The sequence below is a fragment of the Faecalibacter bovis genome (genome assembly GCF_017948305.1).
Classification (GTDB): domain Bacteria; phylum Bacteroidota; class Bacteroidia; order Flavobacteriales; family Weeksellaceae; genus Empedobacter; species Empedobacter bovis.
Genome location: NZ_CP072842.1, coordinates 2,670,697 through 2,690,011 on the forward strand (window position 1 = coordinate 2,670,697; position 19,315 = coordinate 2,690,011).

The following is a 19,315-nucleotide window of genomic DNA, read 5'->3' on the forward strand; positions in this document are numbered from 1 at the left end:
TATACGTTGGTTAACGCATAGCAAATTTAACTTTTTTTGTTAAAGTCTTAGCTATTTATACATCCTTTAACAAAAGAATAAAGTTTTATTTTGAAATATGGATCTAAATTAGACCAAAAGTTTTCAAAGAAACGTTCCAAGACGCTTCAAAATCGAAAAGATTTAATCCATGTTTTTCTTTGTGTTGATTTGCAAAACTGATCAATTTTTCAGTTGGCATATTTCCTACCATATCACTTTTAGACATCGGACAACCACCCAAACCTTTTATAGCTCCATCAAATCTTCTACAACCGTATTCGTAGGCAGTATCCACTTTCACATTCCAAGTATCATATTCGGTATGAAAATGCGCACCAAATTCAATTTCATTGTATTGCGGAATTAAAGTTTCATATAAATCTTTAATCACTTCTTTTTCAGCAACACCAATTGTATCAGAAAGATTGATCATTTTAATTCCAATATCAGCAAATCTTTTAGTCCAATCTTTTACTAAATCTGTAGAAAATTCTTCACCGTACGGATTTCCAAAAGCCATTGAAAAATAGATTAGTAATTCTTTATTATTCGCCTCAGCAATCGCTTTTATTTCTTTTGCTAATGTGTATGCTTCTTCTCTACTTTTATTTGTGTTATAATTCTGAAATTTTTCTGAAATTGAAAAAGGAAAACCTAAAATATCAACTTTTTCATGCTCAGCTCCTTTTTTAGCTCCACTCGAATTTGCAACAATTACAGATAATTTAGATTTTGTATCACCTAATTCGATATTATCTAACACTTCTTGTGTATCGGCTAATTGCGGAATACTTTTCGGTGAGACGAAACTCCCACAATCTAAAGCTTCAAATCCAACTGTCAATAAACGATTAATATAATCGATTTTTTGAGTCGTTGGGATAAATTCTTTTCGCCCTTGCATCGCATCACGAGGGCATTCTATTATTTTAAAAGTTCGTTCGCTCATTTTTATGGTTTATTTGCGCATTAAAGGTATATAATTTACTAATTTTGACAAAAATTAAAACGCAATGCAAACAGAATGGAGAGAAAAGCTTGTGAATCGCTTTTTAAAATATGTTAGTATTTATACAGAAAGTGAAGCTTTTGTAGAAAAATTCCCAAGTACAGATCGCCAATGGGATTTAGCTAAATACTTAGTTGAAGAATTAAAATTAATTGGATTAGAAGACGTTTCAATTGACGAAAACGGATATGTTTTCGGATATGTACCTTCTACAGTAGACCACGAAGTACCTACTATTGGTTTTGTATCTCATATGGATACTTCTCCTGATTTTACTGCTGAAAATGTAAAACCTCAGATATGGAAAAATTACGATGGTGGAGATATCAAGTTAAATGAAAACATGGTTTTATCACCTTCTGAATTTCCTGAAATATTACAATACAAAGGTCAAACTATCATTACAACTGATGGGACTACTTTATTAGGTGCTGATGATAAAGCAGGGATTGCTGAAATCGTAACTGCTGCTGAATATTTAGTTGCTCATCCAGAAATTAAACATGGTCGCATCGCTGTAGGATTTACTCCTGACGAAGAAGTTGGTCGTGGTGCAGATTTCTTTAATGTTGAGAAATTTGGTGCTGAATGGGGTTACACAATGGATGGTTCTGAAATTGGAGAATTAGAGTATGAAAACTTTAATGCTGCATCTGCTATCGTTACATTTAAAGGTAAATCTGTACACCCAGGTTACGCTAAAAATAAAATGATTAATGCTGCAAATTTAGCAATGGAGTTTGCATCTCAATTACCAAACGACGAAGTTCCAGAATTAACGGATAAGCGTGAAGGTTTCTTCCACTTAGCTAAAATGTCAGGTTCTGTTACTGAAGCTAAATTAGTTTACATTATCCGTGATCACGATATGGAGCAATATGAAGCGCGTAAAGCATTATTCTTACAAATTGCTGAAGATATCCAAGAGCGTTTTAACCATGAAGTTGTTGTAGCAACGGTTGAAGATCAATATTTCAATATGATTGAAAAAGTTCAGGAAAAATTCCAATCTGTTGAAATCGCAGAACAAGCTTTAAAAGATTGTGGAATCACTCCAAATATCAAACCTATTCGTGGTGGAACTGATGGTGCACGTTTGTCTTTCATGGGATTGCCTTGTCCTAACATCTTTGCTGGTGGACACAATTTCCACGGACCTTACGAGTACGTTCCAGTAGAATCAATGTTAAAAGCTACTGAAGTTATTGTAAGAATTGCTGAATTAACTGCTGAGTCTAGTAAATAAGCATTCACAAATAATTATAAAAAAATAGATAGTTTTCTTATTTTGGATTGAAATTTGTAATCAATCAATCCAAAATTTGAAAACTATTTTTATGAAAAACATATTCATTACTGCCTTAACTTTACTTTCAGCTAATATTGCATTTGGTCAAATCGAAAAAAACGTAGGAGATTATAACTCATTAAAAATTTACGATCGTATTCCTGTTGAGTTAGTTAAATCAAATACGAATAAAGTTGAAGTTTCTGGAGAACTTGAAAATGAAGTTGAAGTTGTAAATAAAAACGGTGATTTAAAGATTAGAATGAATCCTGTTAATATTTTACAAGGATCTAAGGTAAAAGTTAAAGTTTACTTCAAAAATCTTTACGATATACAAGCAAGCCAAGGCTCATCAATCTTTTCGGAGGATAAATTAAAGTCTAGTATTTTAAAATTATCATCGAACGAAGGTTCGTCTATAAAATTAGATGTTGATGCTAAGAAAATTGATGCTAAAATAAATTCTGGTTCAGAATTAATTTTGAAAGGAAATGTTGATGCATTAACTATTAATGCAAATTCAGGAGGTAAATTTTATGGTAAAACTTTAGATGCTGAAAATGCTTCATTAACTACTAATGCTGGTGGAATAATTGAAGCTAATGTTTCTGAATCAGTAGATGCAAAAACAAGAGCTGGTGGTTCAATCGATATATACGGAAATCCAAAAGTTAAAAACAAGAAAAATATTGTGGGAGGTACTATAAATTTCAAAGACTAACACATTTTAAAATATTTTTTTAAAGTTCAAACAATGTTAAATTGTTTGAACTTTTTTTATGCCTAAAATTAATAAAACATTAATCCTTTTTAGCTTGTTGTATTATGGCTTAGTTTTTGATTTACGTCGTTACCTAATTAAAAACAATACATTATATGATTAAACACTTATTTTATATTACACTATTTGCTAGCATAACTTCGTATGCGCAAGTAGGGATTGGAACCGATTTACCTTTGGGCACCTTACATGTTAAAGAGAATCGAGACGCCACTAACAACAAAAATGATGTTAATTCGAATGATGGAATATTGATTCCAAAAATAAGCAAAAGTGAATTAGCCCTAAAACAAACTACTGCATTCAATACAACTTCAAAATGAAGGTTTAATTGTATATGTGAATAATATCAGTGGAACTATTACTGGACCTAGTACAGAAATGGTTGATCAAATTAATTCAATTGGATTTTATTATTTATCAAGTGATAATAAATGGATACCAATTGCTAAAAAAGGATTAGATAAATCTAATGACGCTTGGATTAATAATCCTACAATGAAACGTGTTGAATTAGCAACAACTTCTAAAGGCATTACACGTCCTAATGGATCTGAAGTTGTGATTACTGATAATGGAAATGTTGGTATTAACATTACAAATCCTACTAAACGGTTAGAAGTAAATTTAGCTAATGGAGAAAATGAATCCGATGCCTTACGAGTATCTAATTTAAAAACAGAAAATTTCACAAATCGCTCTCTAGTGATAGATAGTTAAGGATTTGTTGGAATTAAATTGGATGATAATAACGCAGGAAAAATACAACGTTTCCCTATCAAAAAAATAGAAACAATTAGTGCCGGTGAAACAAAATCAATATTAATTGATACAGATCCTAATTCCGCTTCAAATTCAATTAATACTATTACTCCACCATTCATTCCACAATCAACAAATACTGGTATTGTGTTACCTGCTGGAATTTATAGATTAGAAGTTAAAATTGTAGGTTATTTTAATAGTGCAGATGTAAGAAATTCAGTAGAGGTCAAAACATTGGTTAATGGATTAGAAAATTCATCTCAAGACTATGGTTCTAATACAGATCTTAATAATAATGGATCCAATTTTAACGGATTTACTGTTATGGATTTAATAGAATTAAAAGAACAAGCCGAAATTGATTTTGTTATTAAAAATAATGTAAATTCTTTTACCGTAGTAGATTATATAAATGATACTAACAACAGAATTTATGGAAGTTTAATCTTAATACAGCGATTAAAATAATGAAAAATTTATACACACTTATTACAATATGCTTTAGTAGTATTTTTTCTTATGGACAGGTTGGTATTAACACAGATTTTCCTTTATCAACATAGCATGTAAAAGAAAGTAGATTACAAGACAACACAAATGTAATTTCTGAAGCTGATGGAATTTTAATTCCAAAATTAACAAAAGCTGAATTAGCATTAAAAGCTACAAATACCTATCAATCTTCAGAACAAGAAGGTGTTTTAGTTTATATAACTGAAGTTTCAGATAATATTACTGGGCCAAGTACTTCTAAGGTAGTAAACATCAATTCTACTGGATATTATTTTTTAAATGCACAAAATCTATGGGAACCAATTTTTGGTTTAGGTATAGATTCTTCAGATGATGCTTGGGTAAATAATCCATCACAAACTCGTGTAGAATTAGGGACAACTTCTAAAAATGAAAGTCGTTCATTAGGTAGTGAGATCGTTATTACTGATGATGGTAATTTTGGTATTAATACCACAAACCCTACAAAACGATTAGAAATTAATGCCTTAAATTCTGATAATCAACCTGATTTTATAAAATTAGAGAATTTAGCTTTCCCTCTTTCAAATACCGTTACAAGTACATTACAAATAGACGAAAATGGATTAGTAAGTCGACGTGATGAAGAAAACATTGAAGGAAAGATATTAAGGCTACCAGTAAATGCGAGGATTGAAATTCCATCAAATGAGAAATTGATACTTGATTTTTCTACAAATCCTGGTTTAGCTCCAAACTTAACTTCAAATTTTATTAGTTTAATACCTGGATTTATAAGAAATAATAATACTGAATTTACATTACCTGCTGGATTATATAAATACGAAGTTAGATTAATCGGTTATTTTAGCAAAGAAGATCCTAAAAATGGAATTTCACTAACTACTTATGTTAACGATAATAAATATTCTATACATTATTATGGTTCTAACTCAAGAATTGGATATAGTGCAGGTGGAAATAGTGTAAATCAAAATTATACTGGTTTTATAAAGAGTGATTTCTTAGAACTTACGGAACCTTCGAAAATAAAATTTGAAGTTTCGAATTATAGCCCACACAATTTTAGAGTTAGACATTATGTAACTTTAAGTAATCAATATTCATTTAGAAGTGTAATCCTTTTTCAAAGAATTAAATAATGAAAAATATTTATAATTATTTACTAATTATTATTATACTTATTGGTGTCAAAGTAAATGCACAGATAGGTATTAACACAGAAAATCCAAAATCAACTTTGGATATTAGAGCGAATAGTAACAATCTATCTACTGATGGATTTTTAATCCCTGCTTTATCAAAAAAAGAATTAGCAGCAAAAGAAAATACAGTTTATACAAATCAAAACATTGGTATAAAAGTGTATATTAATGATATTTCTGGTCCGATCTCTGGCCCAAGTTTACAACAAGTTATTAATGTAATAGAAAAAGGATTTTATTATTTTAGTGAGAGATTGATTTGGGAAAAATTTGTAAGTGATTTTACTGATGATGCATGGGTTAATAATCCAAATGCTAATCGATTAGATTTAGCCACAGATTCATTTGGAAATGATAAAAATGAAAATTCAAACGTAAGTATAACAGACAATGGTTTTTTAGGAATTAATATCAATAACCCAGAAAAACGTATAGATATAAATGCAGCTACTTTTGATAATAATACAGACTATATCAAATTTACTAACCTAAAAGAAGTACAAGAAACAGAAATTACTAGTACACTAGTAATTGATGTAGACGGAAATATCTATAAAAATGATGTTGAAAATTTAAATGGGCAAATTATGCGTGTACCCATTAAAGGTTTTACAGTTGGAACTGTTGACAATCCAACACAAGGGAGTTTACGCTTAGATTTTGGAAATACAAGTATATCACCAGCATGTATACAAAATAATATTAATATTTGTAATACAAATTTTATAAATACAATAAAAGGAGTATCAGAAGATCAACTAAAAGAAGAAGTTACTTTAACAGCAGGTACAGGAACAAACGCTAGAATAACTGAACGTATAATATTACCAAAGGGAACATTTAAAATTCAAGTTCGTTTAGTAGGACATTACACAACAGCATTTACACCATCACCTATAGAATCTGAGACTAACGTAGCATATACTCCAGGTACTGCTATTTTAAAATTAGCGATAGGAAACAATGAGCTATCATTAGCAAACTATTCAGAATCTACTTATGGCAGTGATGCATTAACAAGTATATTATATACTGAATTTATAGTATTAGAAGATGATGATCCTGAAAAAAGAACATTAGATTTATTATTTAACCCTACTCCAAGAAATAGACCATTTACAATAATTCCAGACAAAATAATTGATGGAAAAAAAGTTGGAAAAAGTTTTTTATTAATAGAAAGAATTAGATAAAACCAAAAAAGTCGCTCTTATGAGCGACTTTTTTTTATTCTATATCTTCTGGTATGCGATAAGCTAAAATTTTATCAATTCGATTTCCATCTTTATCAATAATCTCAAGCACTAAATCATCTACCTGAAACTTATCTCCAACTTTTGGCATTTCTTCCGTTTGGCTAAAGAACAAACCTGAAACTGTTACATATAAATTTTCAACATCGTCATTAACATCGACATTAAAATAACGCTCAAATTCATAAATAGAAAATTGACCATCAATTAACCAAGTTCCATCTTCACGTTCAACCACCTCGTAATCTTCTTCTTCATTTTCTGGCGATTCACCAATTAGCTCATCCATAATATCATTTATCGTAACGATACCTGCAGTTGTTCCATATTCATCAATCATAATTGCGAGCTGAGAATGTGAATTTTGAAGACGTTCTAATAAAGGATAACAAAATGAATTTTCATTAACAAAGATCGCTTTACGCAGATATTTCTTTAACTGAAATTCTTCTTTTGTTGTACCAAAAAAATCCTTTAAATGAATTACCCCTACTACTTCATCTAAATTATCATTCTTTACAATTGGATAACCCGAATGTTTATTCTTTTTAAGTTTAGTTCTCACTTCATCAAAAGTGTCGGTAATATTTAAATAAACAATTTCTGATCGATGAGTTGCTAATGTATTTACACGTCTATCACCTAATTCAAAAACTCGTTCAACTATTTCGTGTTCTTTTTCTTGAATTTCTCCTCCTTCGGTACTTTCTTTAATTATAGACTTAATTTCTTCTTCCGAAACAACTTCTGTATTGTCTTTTATCCCTAAAATCTTCAATAAAATATTGTTCGTAAAGCTTAATAACCAAACAAATGGTGATGATATTTTAGACAAAATACTCATCGGCTTAGCCATCATTTTAGCAATTGATTCTGGGAACGTCATACCCAATCTTTTTGGTAATAATTCACCAAATACAATTGAAAAATAAGTAATCAAAATAATCATTAAAACGGAGGCAGAAGAATTAGCGTAAGGAGCAATTAACGGAATTTGAGCTAATAAATTTGCTAAATCTTTTGTTAAAGTATCTCCAGAGAAAACCCCTAACAAAATTCCGATTAATGTAATTCCGATTTGAACTGTAGATAGAAATGTATCAGGTTTATCTGCCAATTCTAAAGCAGTACGAGCACCTGAACTACCTTTCTTTTTCTCATTTTCTAACTTAAATTTTCTTGCAGAGACTAAAGCCATCTCCGACATAGAAAAAACTCCATTTAAAAGAATAAGGATGATTAAAATAATTATTTCCACTTAATAATGTCTAAATTTGTATAAAATTAAGTATAATTTTAATATTAAAACATGTTTAAATCACCTAAACAATCGATAACAAAACTATTCTTAGCCTCTTTTACTCTTTTTGCATTTCAAGCTCATGCACAATCAACTATAATTGAACAAAATAAGGAAGAAACTCAAGTCTTTTCTACAGCTGACTTAATTGGGAAATCTAACCCTAATTTAACACAAGGAAAAGATTATAAAGTTTTACCTGAAGTAGCTGTACAATTAGAAAAAATGAAAGCTGATGCAAAAAAAGCTGGTTTTGATATCTGCGTAATTTCAAGTTATAGAAGTTACAAATATCAGAATGTAATCTGGGAACGAAAATTTAAAGCAAATAAAGCAAAAGGACTTTCTAACATCAAAAATATTGAGAAGATAATTGAATATTCTACAATTCCTGGAACTTCAAGACATCATTGGGGAACTGATATTGATATTATTGATATGACAAAGGGAATTCCTGCTGATCCATTACATGAAAAACATTTTAATGAAGGTGGCTCTATGCGAAAATTTAAACTTTGGTTAGATGAAAATGCGCATAAATATGGGTTCTATTTAGTTTATACTAAAAGTTTAGAACGTAAAGGTTTTAAATATGAACCTTGGCATTTTACTTATAAACCAATCTCTGATCGAATGATGGAGGAATATAAAAAATTAGATATAAAAAAGCTTTTACAGGAAAATAAATTGATGGGAAGTGAATTTTTTACAGATGAATTTGTAGAAAAATATAGAACTGAAAATATACTGGATATCAATCCTGAATTAAATAAATAAAATCGCCATTTGGCGATTTTATTGTTTCAGTTACAATTGTTCTGCATTTTAAATTGATTCGCGGAAATTTAACTTTAATTGTCGGTGTAAATGACACTTTCAAGTTTCATCATTCATCACCTATAAACTTTCAGAACCTAATTGTAATCCAATAACCTCTTTTGTTTGCTTATGTTTTGACGCGAATTTATTTCTTGTTCTTTAAGTTCAAATCTATTCATTTGTTCCATAAAAAAAGAGCAATATTACTATTGCCCCTTCACAAAAAAACTATTTAAAGTCCCCATTTTATTAAAGAAGCTCCCCAAGAGAAACCTGCTCCAAAAGCAGTTAATAAAACGAAATCACCTTTTTTAAATTTTGAAATATTTTCCCACATACATAGTGGTATAGTTGCAGCTATTGTATTACCATATTCCTCTATATTAACCATTGTTTTATGGTCTTCTATATTAATAGCACTTCCAACAGCATCAATTATTCTTTTATTGGCTTGATGAGGCACCAACCATTTTACGTCGTCAGTTGTTAAATTATTTTTTTCTAATAATTCAAGACAAGTTTCGCTCATAGCTGTAACTGCTTTCTTAAAAACAATTTTACCATCTTGTTTAATGAAATGCTTATCCATCGTTTCAATTGAAGCTGGGAAAAGAGATCCACCACCTTCAATATGTAAAAACTCTCGTCCTTCTCCATTACTTTTAAGTAAAGAATCCATTACACCAAATTCCTCATCAGATTCTAGTAAAACTGCCGCAGCACCGTCACCAAATAATATATTTGTAGATCGGTCATTCACATCTACAAAGGCACTAATATTATCTGCACCTACAATCAAGACATTTTTGTAACGACCAGATTCAATTAATCCTGAACCAACATTTAAAGCATATAAAAACCCTGAACAAGCAGCATTTAAGTCAAAAGCCCAAACGTCATGTAATTTTAATTTTTCGCAAACGATATTTGCAGTAGCAGGCATTAACATATCTGGAGTAGAAGTTGCGACAATTAATGCATCAACCTTAGATAAATCTTTTTCGTAGTTGTCAAAAAGGTTTAATATAGCTTCAACGGCCATATCAGAAGTCGCTAAACCATTTTCTAAAATACGACGTTCTCTAATTCCTGTTCGCTTAGTAATCCATTCATCAGATGTATCACAAATTAAAGCTAAATCATCATTAGTTCTTTTTCCTTCAGGCACAAAACCTCCTATAGCTGTAATATTTGCAAAAATATTTTTTGTGGCAGTAAATTTCATTTTTAAATCTAAAAACAGGAGAAACTATTTTAATCTCCTTTATTATTTATATCACAAAGTTCTAAAATGTTTAGGATTAAGAATTGTTTATTAAACTCTATTATTTGTCAAAAAGACGCATTAAGTGTTTTTGAATTCAGTTGGAGATAAGCCTGTATTTTTTTTAAAAAACTTATTAAAAATGGATAAATCTAGAAAATTAAGTAAGTTAGCAACTTCGGAAATGGTAAAATTTGGATTTTTCAATAAAACTTTAGTTTCTAATATAACTGCATCAGAAATTATCATTTTAGGAGATTTCTTTAAAACTTCTGAAATCACTTTTGTTAAGTGCTTTCTCGAAACGTATAATTTATCGGCATAAAATTGTACTTCACGATGTTCTTTAAAGTGCGTACCCACCAATAAAATAAATTGTTTGGCTAATTCTTCTTTCCTATTAGGCTTTAACTCTTCTGATGAACTTACCATATGATGATAAAAATTTCCGATTTCGTACATTAATATAGAAAGATGATGAATTACCAATTCGTTAGAAAAAACATTATCATTCTTGAATATATACTTATAAATCTTAGCAAAATTATATTTTACATCTCTTGCAGTTTTACGGTCTAGCGAAATGATTTTAGGATATTGTGGAGATAAAAATTCAATTAAATTTTGAGATTTAATATGATAACCAGCTTCAACAATCATTTCAGAATCAACGAAAACTGCCTTAACTTCAAAATCATCAGAATATTGAATAATTTCGAAAATCTGACCTGGCAAAACCACCATTATGTCGTCTTGCTTAATCTTTTTTTTCTCTAAATTAACCGTTATATCACACGTTCCTTTATAAATATGAATGATACCTAATGAAGAAAATTTATAAGCAGTTTCTTTTGATAAATAACGAGAATGCCAACTTGCCTTCAAATCGAACATCGTTACTTTTTTGTGACTTAAATTCTTTGGACCTTGATCAATTAAATCACGAATAGAATATTGTAAAATTACGTCTTTCATCTAATATCCTCTTTTTAAATCAACTACATTTAAAAGTTCTTTATCCTCTAAAAATCGATTAATATTTTCTACAACTTGATTGATGGCTGTATTTGGATTTGTAATACTTGCAATATGAGGCGTTACGTAAATCGAGAGATTTTCCCAGAAGAGATGATTTTTATCTAAAGGTTCTTCACGAAAAACATCTAAATATGCTTCTTTAACTTTTCCTGAATCTATTGCTGCAATTAAATCTTCTTCAACTAAATGTGCACCTCTACCGACATTGATAATTGTAGTATTATCTGACAATTTATTAAAGAAAGATTGATTTAAAATATTTTGTGTTAAATCTGTTAGCGGTAAAATATTAACAATAAAATCACTGTTTGAAATAGCTTCATCTAATTGATTAATTCCGACAAAGGATTGAATTTTATCTAAATTTTTCTCAGAATTTGACCAACCTTTTACTTGAAATCCTAAAGCAACTAATTTTTCAGCAACAAAACTTCCAATTTCTCCTAAACCTAATATTGCAACCGTAGATTCTGAAATTGTAAGATATTTTTTAGACGACCAATTTTTCAATTTTTGCTCCTTATAATAAGGTATAATATTTTTCATCGAAGCCATGATACAAGCTAAAACATGCTCGTACATATCTTGTTTTAAACTAGAATCTACAATGCGAGCAACCAAGACATCGTCATCTAAAACAGTATGTAACAAATTATCAACTCCTGCCCCAACCGACTGAACAACTTTTAAATTTGGAAATTCATTTACATAATTCACATGTGGTTTCCAAGTAACAAGAAATTCAATTTCGTTATAATATTCAATATCGGGATAAACTTCAATTTTTACATTTGGCATTGATTCCTTTAATTTCAAAAACCATTCTTCCGTAGATTTTTGATTAAATAATATGGCGACACTCATTTTACTCTTCTAATAATTCTTTGTTTAATAATTGAACTTTTAAATCATCACCCCATCTAAATCCAGCTAATTTTCCAGTTTTTTGAATGACACGATGACAAGGAATTAAAAATGCAATTTCATTTGAACCAATTGCAGATCCTACGGCACGAGAAGCACCATCAATCCCAAGATTTTTTGCTAATTGACTATAAGTTGTGATTTGACCTTTTTGAATTTTAGTTAATCCACGCCAAACTTTGTATTGAAAATCTGTTCCTTTGACTTGTAAATTTAACATTTCAGGCCAAACATTATGTTCAATAATTTGTAGGGCTATTTGGTGCTGAGCACTCTCTTGTTTGGAAATATTACAATCTGAGAAAAATGATTTAAAATTTTGTTCAGCCAAAATTTCATCATTTATAAAATGTAAATAACAAATTCCAGATTCTGTACTTCCTATAATTATTCTACCAAATCTTGTCTTATAAAATTGATATGAAATAAAATTTTCAGATCGATGTTTATAATAATCCTTCATAACCAATTGATTAAAATTGATTTTGAAATTAGTTTTCAAATCCTCAGAATCAACAATTCTACTAATTAAAAATTTTGAATTTAACTCTTGCATCATTCCCCTTCTTACGATTTAAATTATTCTGTGACCCTTTGTCAGATTTACTTATCTTGGTATTTAATTTGATAAATTTACACAAAATACAATACAGATCTCATGCATAATCCATTATTAGAAAAATTTGATACTTTATACGAAAGTGCTCCATTTTCTAAAATCAAAATAGAACATTATCAACCTGCTTTTGAACAAGCAATAAAGGAAGCCAAAGAAGAAATTGATGCTATTATTAATAATCCTGAAGCTCCGACTTTTGAAAATACAATTGAAGCGATGGAATTATCTGGTCAAAAATTAGGTCGTATTTCATCTATCTTTTTCAATCTAAATTCTGCTGAAACTAATGACGAGATTCAGAAAATCGCTCAGGATATTTCACCATTATTATCCGAATTTGGAAATGATATTCGATTAAATTTAGATTTATTTAAAAGAATTAAAGTCGTTTATGATCAAAAAGATTCGTTAAATCTAAACTCTGAACAAGCTTATTTATTAGAAAAAAAATACAAAGGTTTTTCTCGTAACGGTGCTAATCTTAGCGATGATGACAAATTAAAACTAAGAGAAATTGATAAAGAATTATCGAGCTTAACATTACAATTTGGACAGAATGTATTAGCTGAAACTAATAATTACGAACTTTTAATTACTAATGAAGAAGATTTAAAAGGATTACCTGATTATGCCATTGAACAAGCTAAAACTGAAGCTGAAGCAAAAGGAAAAGAGGGCTGGATTTTTACATTACAAGCTCCAAGTTATATTCCATTTTTACAATATGCAGAAAATAGATCTTTAAGAGAAGAATTATTTAAAGCAAGTGGTAGAAAAGCTTTTCAAGCGAACGAATACAATAACGAAGAAAACATTAAAAAGATTGCAAAATTACGTTTTGATCGTGCCAATCTTTTAGGATATAAAACGCACGCAGATTACGTTTTAGAAGAACGTATGGCTAAAACTCCTGAAACTGTTGTTGATTTTTTAAATGATTTATTGGTAAAAGCTAAACCATTTGCGAAAAAAGAAATTAATGAATTAGCTGACTTTGCTAAAAAAATTGACGCAATTGAAACTTTACAACGTTGGGATCATGCTTATTATGCTGAAAAATTAAAACAAGAAAAATTTAATCTTTCAGAAGAAGAGTTGAAACCATATTTTCAGTTAGAAAATGTAGAAAAAGGAGCTTTTGATATCGCAACAAAATTATTTGGTATTACTTTTAATAAAATTGATACCATTGATAAATACCACGAAGAAGTTACAACTTATGAAATTCTTGATAAAGATGGAAATTTCTTAAGTTTATTATATGCTGATTATTTTCCAAGAGCTGGAAAACGTCCAGGTGCTTGGATGACTAGTTTCCGAGAAGCATCTAATGTAAATGGAAATTCTGTTCGACCACATATTTCTATCGTGTGTAATTTCACAAAACCAACTAAAGATAAACCATCGTTATTAACTTTTCAGGAAGTTACGACGTTGTTTCATGAATTTGGACATGCATTACACGGAATGTTAGCGAATACCATTTACGAAAGTTTAGCTGGTACTAATGTATATTGGGATTTTGTAGAATTACCATCTCAGTTTTATGAGAATTTCTGTTACGAGCCAGAAGCTTTAGAATTATTTGCAAAACATTACGAAACAGGCGAAATTATTCCACAAGAATTGATTGATAAAGTTAAAAATGCATCTAACTATATGGATGGTTATCAAACAGTTCGTCAGTTAAGTTTTGGGTTGTTAGATATGGCTTATCATGCTAATAATCCTACAGAAATTACAGATGTCCAAGAATTTGAAAAACAAGCTTTTGATCCGACAGAGTTGTATCCAACTATCGAAAATAATGTGATGAGTCCTTCATTTTCACACATTTTCCAAGGAGGTTATTCATCTGGATATTATTCATATAAATGGGCTGAAGTTTTAGATGCTGATGCATTTGCTTATTTCCAAGAAACTGGAATCTTTAATGAAGAAACTGCTCAGAAATATTACAAATTAATTTCTTCTGGCGGAACTAAAGATCCGATGGAATTATACGAAGAATTTAGAGGAAAAAAACCATCACCAGAAGCACTATTAAAACGCGCTGGATTAGTTAACTAAATAATAAAAAAGCCCAAGATAAATCTTGGGCTTTTTATTAAACTTGAAATTGAAATTATTTGATTTTATATTTATTTGCCAAACGAGTATATTCGTCAGCAGCATTATAATATGTACCATATTTCGCAGGAACATCGTTATACATCGCGATTTTTAAAGTATTAGTTTTAATTTGTTGTTTACCAACTTTATTAGATTCTGAAACTTTACTTAAAACCACAAAATTTTTAAATCCTTTTTGTTTTGTCATCTCTGCAGCTCTTAACATCGATAGATCAAAAACTTTTTTCTGGTTCATATCTAACCCTCTATAAGCAACTTCGTACTCATTCCCTTTGATGTGTTTATCAAAATATCCCGAAGCAAAATTATCTGTTACAACTTCTGTAGTTTCTTGATAAACAGATTTGTTTGAAGTACAACTTACACCTAAAAAAGATATTGTTATAAATGACGCTAGTAATAATATTTTTTTCATAAAATTAAATTTTAAATAATAATTTATTTGGTTTAATCCTCCTAAACAAATACCATACCTTAACAATTTATTATTAATCAATTTAGTAGAAAATTTAAAGGTTAAAAATTCATTTCTAAATAAAATCTTAATCTTTATTCATAGAAGTAAACTTATATTATTTGAAACATAAAACAATTCATTTGATTATCAATGAATTTGAATTTTAAAAAGATAATTTCATTAACATTATCTTAACGAGCCAATCGTAACAAAAATCATTGAATATTTCGTGTTTTATCTCATCAACTCGACTATTTTTGTAAATCAATTTTTTAGCATGAACAAATTAGAAAAATATTTATTTTCTACCCGTACAATGTCTGTTTTGTTACTGATTTACGCAGTCGCAATGGCAGTCGCAACTTTTGTAGAGAATGATTATGATACAGCTACTGCAAAAGCTGTAATTTATGAAGCTACATGGTTTGAGGTTTTAATGGTTTGGTTAATAATTTTATTTATTGCTAACATTAAACGATACCAACTTTGGAGACGTGAAAAATGGTCTTTATTGGTATTCCACGTTGCTTTCTTATTCATTTTTATTGGAGGTGGTGTAACTCGTTACCTAAGTTTTGAAGGTAATATGCCAATTCCTGAAGGTGAAACTACAAACGAAATTGTTTCGTATAAGAATTATTTTAAATTGATTGTAGATGATAACGACCAAAGGTTAGCATACGACAATCATAATTATGAAATGACATATTTTGACCGTAAAGACAGTACAAACTCTTTATTATATCGCCAGTTCGAAGGTCAATATCAATTTAAAAATAAATTAATCACGTTACGTACGTTCGATTATATTCCTCACGCTTTAGATACAATTGTTCGCAAACCATCAGGTAAACCAATTTTAGAATTAGTTACTTTAGGTGAAGGTGGACGTCAATCAGTTTATATCAAATCTGGTGAAATTAAATCTTTAGGTGGTACATTAGTTTCATTTAATCGCCCGATGGACGGTACAGTTCAAATTATGGGAGAAGGTGAAAACTTAACAATTAAATCTCCTTTCGAAGGTGAATATGTTCAAATGGCTGGTCAGCAAATTGGACAAATCACTGATATGGAAAAATTTAAAGAAGGAGCTGGAAAAATTGGTTTTAATGTTCAAGAACCTTTAAAATTACGTTCTTTATACACAATTTTAAATGCACAATTCGTTATTCCAAATCCATCATTTAACGGTGAAGTTGTTTACAGCCAAGGAAACAAACACAATCCTGAACAAAAAGAATTACCAGGTGCAATTCGTGCTGAGGTAATTGTTGGGGATAAACGTGATACAGTAACAATTGTTGGTGGACAAGGACAACAAAACTATACTGCAGATTTAGAAATTGATGGAATGAATATTTCATTAGGTTACGGATCTCGTGTGGTAAAAACTCCATTCAGTATTCGTTTAGATGATTTCATTTTAGATCGTTATCCTGGATCATCAAATCCATCTTCATTCGAATCTAAAATTACAGTTATCGACGAAGGGAAAGAAACGCCTCAACACATTTACATGAATAACGTAATGGATTATAAAGGTTACAGATTCTTCCAAGCAAGTTACTTCCCTACAGAAAACGGAACTGTTTTATCTGTAAACCAAGATTGGTGGGGAACTAACATTACTTATTTAGGATATTTTTTATTATTTGGAGGTATGTTTGTATCACTTTTCTGGAAAGGAACTCGTTTCTTACAATTAAACGAATTATTAAAGAATTTACACAAGAAAAAGACTTTAATATTAATTCCATTCTTCTTTTCAATTTTTGCTTTTGGTCAAGAAGTTGATCCACATGCAGGTCATGGACATGCACCTGGTGAAGGGCACGAAAACGAAGCAAAACAAGAACAAACAACAGCGGTTCACTCGCCTGAACATATTGCTAAAATCTCAACAGAAATGTCTGACCCTGCTGAGTTAGTAAAGAACATGAAAATACCTGCGGAACACGCAGATAAATTCGGACGTTTACTAATTCAGGATATTGAAGGTCGTATTAAACCTGTTAACACTCATGCTTTAGAGATTTTACGTAAAATTTACAAAAAGGATAAATACCATGGTTTAAGTGCTGATCAATGGTTTATCGGAATACAAATGGATCCAGCTTATTGGGCAAATGCACCAATTATCAAAATTGGAGATAAAGGTGGAAACCAATTAAAAAAATTAACAAATGCTAATGAAGATGGTTATACCTCTTTAATGAATTTGGTTGATCCTACAACTACACGTTTTAAATTAGATAAATTATACAACGAAGCGTTTTCTCGCAAACCTGCAGAACGTTCTAAATTTGACGAAGAAGTAATTGCTGTTACGGAGCGTTTCAACATTTTAGATAATACTGCAAAAGGTTATCAATTAAAAATTATTCCAGTACAGAATGATCCTTCAGAACGTTGGACTTCTTGGATTTATCAAACAAATGATAACCCAGTTGAGATTGATACGTTAGCTTTAGGAATGGTTTCTGTTTACATGAATATGGTTTCTGAAGGAATTAAATCTAATGATTTTACAGCGGCTGATAACGCAGTTGATTATATCGATCAATACCAACAAAAATGGGGGAAAAACGTTGTTCCATCTGAAACTAAAATTGATTTAGAAATTTTCTATAATAAAGTAAATGTATTCTTTTACATTATGATTGCTTACTCAATTGTAGCAACATTCTTAGTAATTCTAGCATTTATTCAATTATTCAAAGAAAATAAAGTACTAAAATATTTAACTAACTTCTTCTTAGGATTAACGTTTATTATATTCGTTACACAAGCCGTAGGTTTAGGAATTCGTTGGTATATTACTGGTCACGCTCCTTGGTCTAATGGTTACGAAGCAATTATTTTTATCTCTTGGATTGGTGTATTAGCTGGTTTAGTATTACATAAAAATCGTAACGCATTTATTCCTGCAACAGGTGCAATGGTTGCTGTAATTATGATGGGATTTGCACACGGAGGTTCTATGTTAGACCCACAAATTACACCGTTAGTTCCTGTACTTAAATCTTATTGGTTAATTGTACACGTTGCTATTATTGTATCATCTTATGGTTTCTTTGGTTTAAGTGCTGTTTTAGGTATTTTCGCTTTAATCATTATGTTATTCAGACAGAATAAAAAGATGGAAACTTCTATAAAAGAAATGTCTTATGTATCTGAGATGTCATTAACTATCGGTATCTACTTATTAACGATTGGTACATTCTTAGGTGGTATGTGGGCAAATGAATCATGGGGTCGTTATTGGTCTTGGGATCCAAAAGAAACTTGGGCATTTATTTCTGTAATAGTTTACGCAATCGTATTACACATGCGTTTAGTTCCTGGTTTAAGAGGTTTCTGGGCTTTCAATGTTGCTTCTATGTGGGCAATTTGGGCAATCGTAATGACTTATTTTGGAGTTAACTATTATTTGTCAGGATTACACTCTTACGCAGCGGGTGATCCAGTTCCGATTCCAGATTGGATTTATTATGCATTAGGATTTATGTTATTTTTAACTTTAATATCAAAGTTTTTACCAAAATACATGTCAAAAAAATAATAAAAAAGATATATTATTTAAAAAAGGTCTAGATTAATTCTAGACCTTTTTTTTATTTAGATTAGTCGAATAATAAACGATTTCGCCTTAAATAAACTTTATATTTGATTAAACCTAAACCAATTAATTCATGGCAAAGTATAATGATTTTAAGAGATTAAAATCTGCTAAAACCAAAGATGAATTAGAAAATAAATTTCTTGTAATTACATTGACTTTTATCGCAGTATTATTGTTAGTTTTTATGATTTACTTAAGCGGTGGTATAATAAATTTCATAGAAAAAGTTTTCTAGTTCTAATAAATCATTACTCTCTAAACTTACCTACATAATTAATTGAATAATTTGCATTTTTTTAATACTTTCTAAAATCGTATT

18 protein-coding genes are annotated in these 19,315 nt (G+C 29.9%); 11 read left to right on the forward strand and 7 right to left on the reverse strand.

Annotated features, from left to right (window positions below):
• Window positions 1-103: 103 nt before the first annotated feature.
• On the reverse strand, window positions 104-970 hold the full coding sequence (locus J9309_RS12850) for a beta/alpha barrel domain-containing protein (protein ID WP_230476285.1): 867 nt from the start codon (window positions 968-970) through the stop codon (window positions 104-106).
• A gap of 64 nt (window positions 971-1,034) precedes the next feature.
• On the opposite strand from J9309_RS12850, the gene pepT reads away from it, so the two are divergent.
• The 7 genes from pepT (at window position 1,035) to J9309_RS12885 (ending at window position 6,757) form a co-directional block, all read left to right on the forward strand.
• Entirely contained in the window at window positions 1,035-2,276 is a 1,242-nt protein-coding gene (gene pepT / locus J9309_RS12855; protein ID WP_230476286.1) for a peptidase T, read from the forward strand.
• A 91-nt stretch (window positions 2,277-2,367) separates the two neighbouring features.
• Window positions 2,368-3,039: a head GIN domain-containing protein gene (locus J9309_RS12860; protein ID WP_230476287.1), complete on the forward strand. Its 672-nt coding sequence runs from the start codon at window positions 2,368-2,370 to the stop codon at window positions 3,037-3,039.
• Window positions 3,040-3,194: 155 nt separating this feature from the next.
• Window positions 3,195-3,422 carry a hypothetical protein gene (locus J9309_RS12865; RefSeq protein WP_230476288.1) on the forward strand — a complete coding sequence of 76 codons (228 nt, stop codon included), beginning with the start codon at window positions 3,195-3,197 and terminating at the stop codon, window positions 3,420-3,422.
• A gap of 16 nt (window positions 3,423-3,438) precedes the next feature.
• Window positions 3,439-3,819: a hypothetical protein gene (locus tag J9309_RS12870; protein WP_230476289.1), complete on the forward strand. Its 381-nt coding sequence runs from the start codon at window positions 3,439-3,441 to the stop codon at window positions 3,817-3,819.
• Window positions 3,820-3,837: 18 nt separating this feature from the next.
• Window positions 3,838-4,332 (forward strand): hypothetical protein, encoded by a 495-nt coding sequence (locus tag J9309_RS12875; RefSeq protein WP_230476290.1) that lies wholly within the window; start codon window positions 3,838-3,840, stop codon window positions 4,330-4,332.
• Between the two features lie 722 nt (window positions 4,333-5,054).
• A complete protein-coding gene (locus J9309_RS12880; RefSeq protein WP_230476291.1) occupies window positions 5,055-5,501 on the forward strand; it encodes a hypothetical protein in 447 nt (148 codons plus the stop codon).
• A complete protein-coding gene (locus J9309_RS12885) occupies window positions 5,501-6,757 on the forward strand; it encodes a hypothetical protein (RefSeq protein WP_230476292.1) in 1,257 nt (418 codons plus the stop codon). The genes J9309_RS12880 and J9309_RS12885 overlap by 1 nt, the downstream gene beginning before the upstream one ends.
• Before the next feature lie 34 nt (window positions 6,758-6,791).
• On the opposite strand, the gene J9309_RS12890 is transcribed toward J9309_RS12885, so the two are convergent.
• Window positions 6,792-8,075 carry a hemolysin family protein gene (locus J9309_RS12890; protein ID WP_230476293.1) on the reverse strand — a complete coding sequence of 428 codons (1,284 nt, stop codon included), beginning with the start codon at window positions 8,073-8,075 and terminating at the stop codon, window positions 6,792-6,794.
• Window positions 8,076-8,126: 51 nt separating this feature from the next.
• Here J9309_RS12890 and J9309_RS12895 point away from each other — a divergent pair, with 51 nt between their 5' ends.
• The gene (locus J9309_RS12895; RefSeq protein ID WP_230476294.1) at window positions 8,127-8,894 is read left to right on the forward strand and encodes a M15 family metallopeptidase; all 768 of its coding nucleotides are present in this window, start codon (window positions 8,127-8,129) and stop codon (window positions 8,892-8,894) included.
• A gap of 274 nt (window positions 8,895-9,168) precedes the next feature.
• Here J9309_RS12895 and J9309_RS12900 read toward each other — a convergent pair whose 3' ends face one another.
• The 4 genes from J9309_RS12900 to J9309_RS12915 all read right to left on the reverse strand — a co-directional run bounded on the left by J9309_RS12900 (window position 9,169) and on the right by J9309_RS12915 (window position 12,721).
• On the reverse strand, window positions 9,169-10,161 hold the full coding sequence (locus J9309_RS12900; RefSeq protein WP_230476295.1) for a beta-ketoacyl-ACP synthase III: 993 nt from the start codon (window positions 10,159-10,161) through the stop codon (window positions 9,169-9,171).
• 120 nt (window positions 10,162-10,281) lie between these two features.
• Window positions 10,282-11,175, reverse strand: coding sequence for a helix-turn-helix domain-containing protein (locus tag J9309_RS12905; protein ID WP_230476296.1), 894 nt, complete (start codon window positions 11,173-11,175; stop codon window positions 10,282-10,284).
• Window positions 11,176-12,102 carry a 2-hydroxyacid dehydrogenase gene (locus J9309_RS12910; protein ID WP_230476297.1) on the reverse strand — a complete coding sequence of 309 codons (927 nt, stop codon included), beginning with the start codon at window positions 12,100-12,102 and terminating at the stop codon, window positions 11,176-11,178.
• Window position 12,103: 1 nt separating this feature from the next.
• Entirely contained in the window at window positions 12,104-12,721 is a 618-nt protein-coding gene (locus J9309_RS12915; RefSeq protein ID WP_230476298.1) for a methylated-DNA--[protein]-cysteine S-methyltransferase, read from the reverse strand.
• 99 nt (window positions 12,722-12,820) lie between these two features.
• Between J9309_RS12915 and J9309_RS12920 the strand changes: the two genes are divergently transcribed.
• Window positions 12,821-14,851 carry a M3 family metallopeptidase gene (locus tag J9309_RS12920; protein ID WP_230476299.1) on the forward strand — a complete coding sequence of 677 codons (2,031 nt, stop codon included), beginning with the start codon at window positions 12,821-12,823 and terminating at the stop codon, window positions 14,849-14,851.
• A gap of 55 nt (window positions 14,852-14,906) precedes the next feature.
• On the opposite strand, the gene J9309_RS12925 is transcribed toward J9309_RS12920, so the two are convergent.
• Window positions 14,907-15,329 (reverse strand): CC0125/CC1285 family lipoprotein, encoded by a 423-nt coding sequence (locus tag J9309_RS12925; RefSeq protein WP_230476300.1) that lies wholly within the window; start codon window positions 15,327-15,329, stop codon window positions 14,907-14,909.
• 319 nt (window positions 15,330-15,648) lie between these two features.
• Here J9309_RS12925 and ccsA point away from each other — a divergent pair, with 319 nt between their 5' ends.
• A complete protein-coding gene (gene ccsA, locus J9309_RS12930) occupies window positions 15,649-18,936 on the forward strand; it encodes a cytochrome c biogenesis protein (protein WP_230476301.1) in 3,288 nt (1,095 codons plus the stop codon).
• Between the two features lie 130 nt (window positions 18,937-19,066).
• Window positions 19,067-19,231: a hypothetical protein gene (locus J9309_RS12935; protein WP_230476302.1), complete on the forward strand. Its 165-nt coding sequence runs from the start codon at window positions 19,067-19,069 to the stop codon at window positions 19,229-19,231.
• Window positions 19,232-19,315 lie beyond the last annotated feature (84 nt).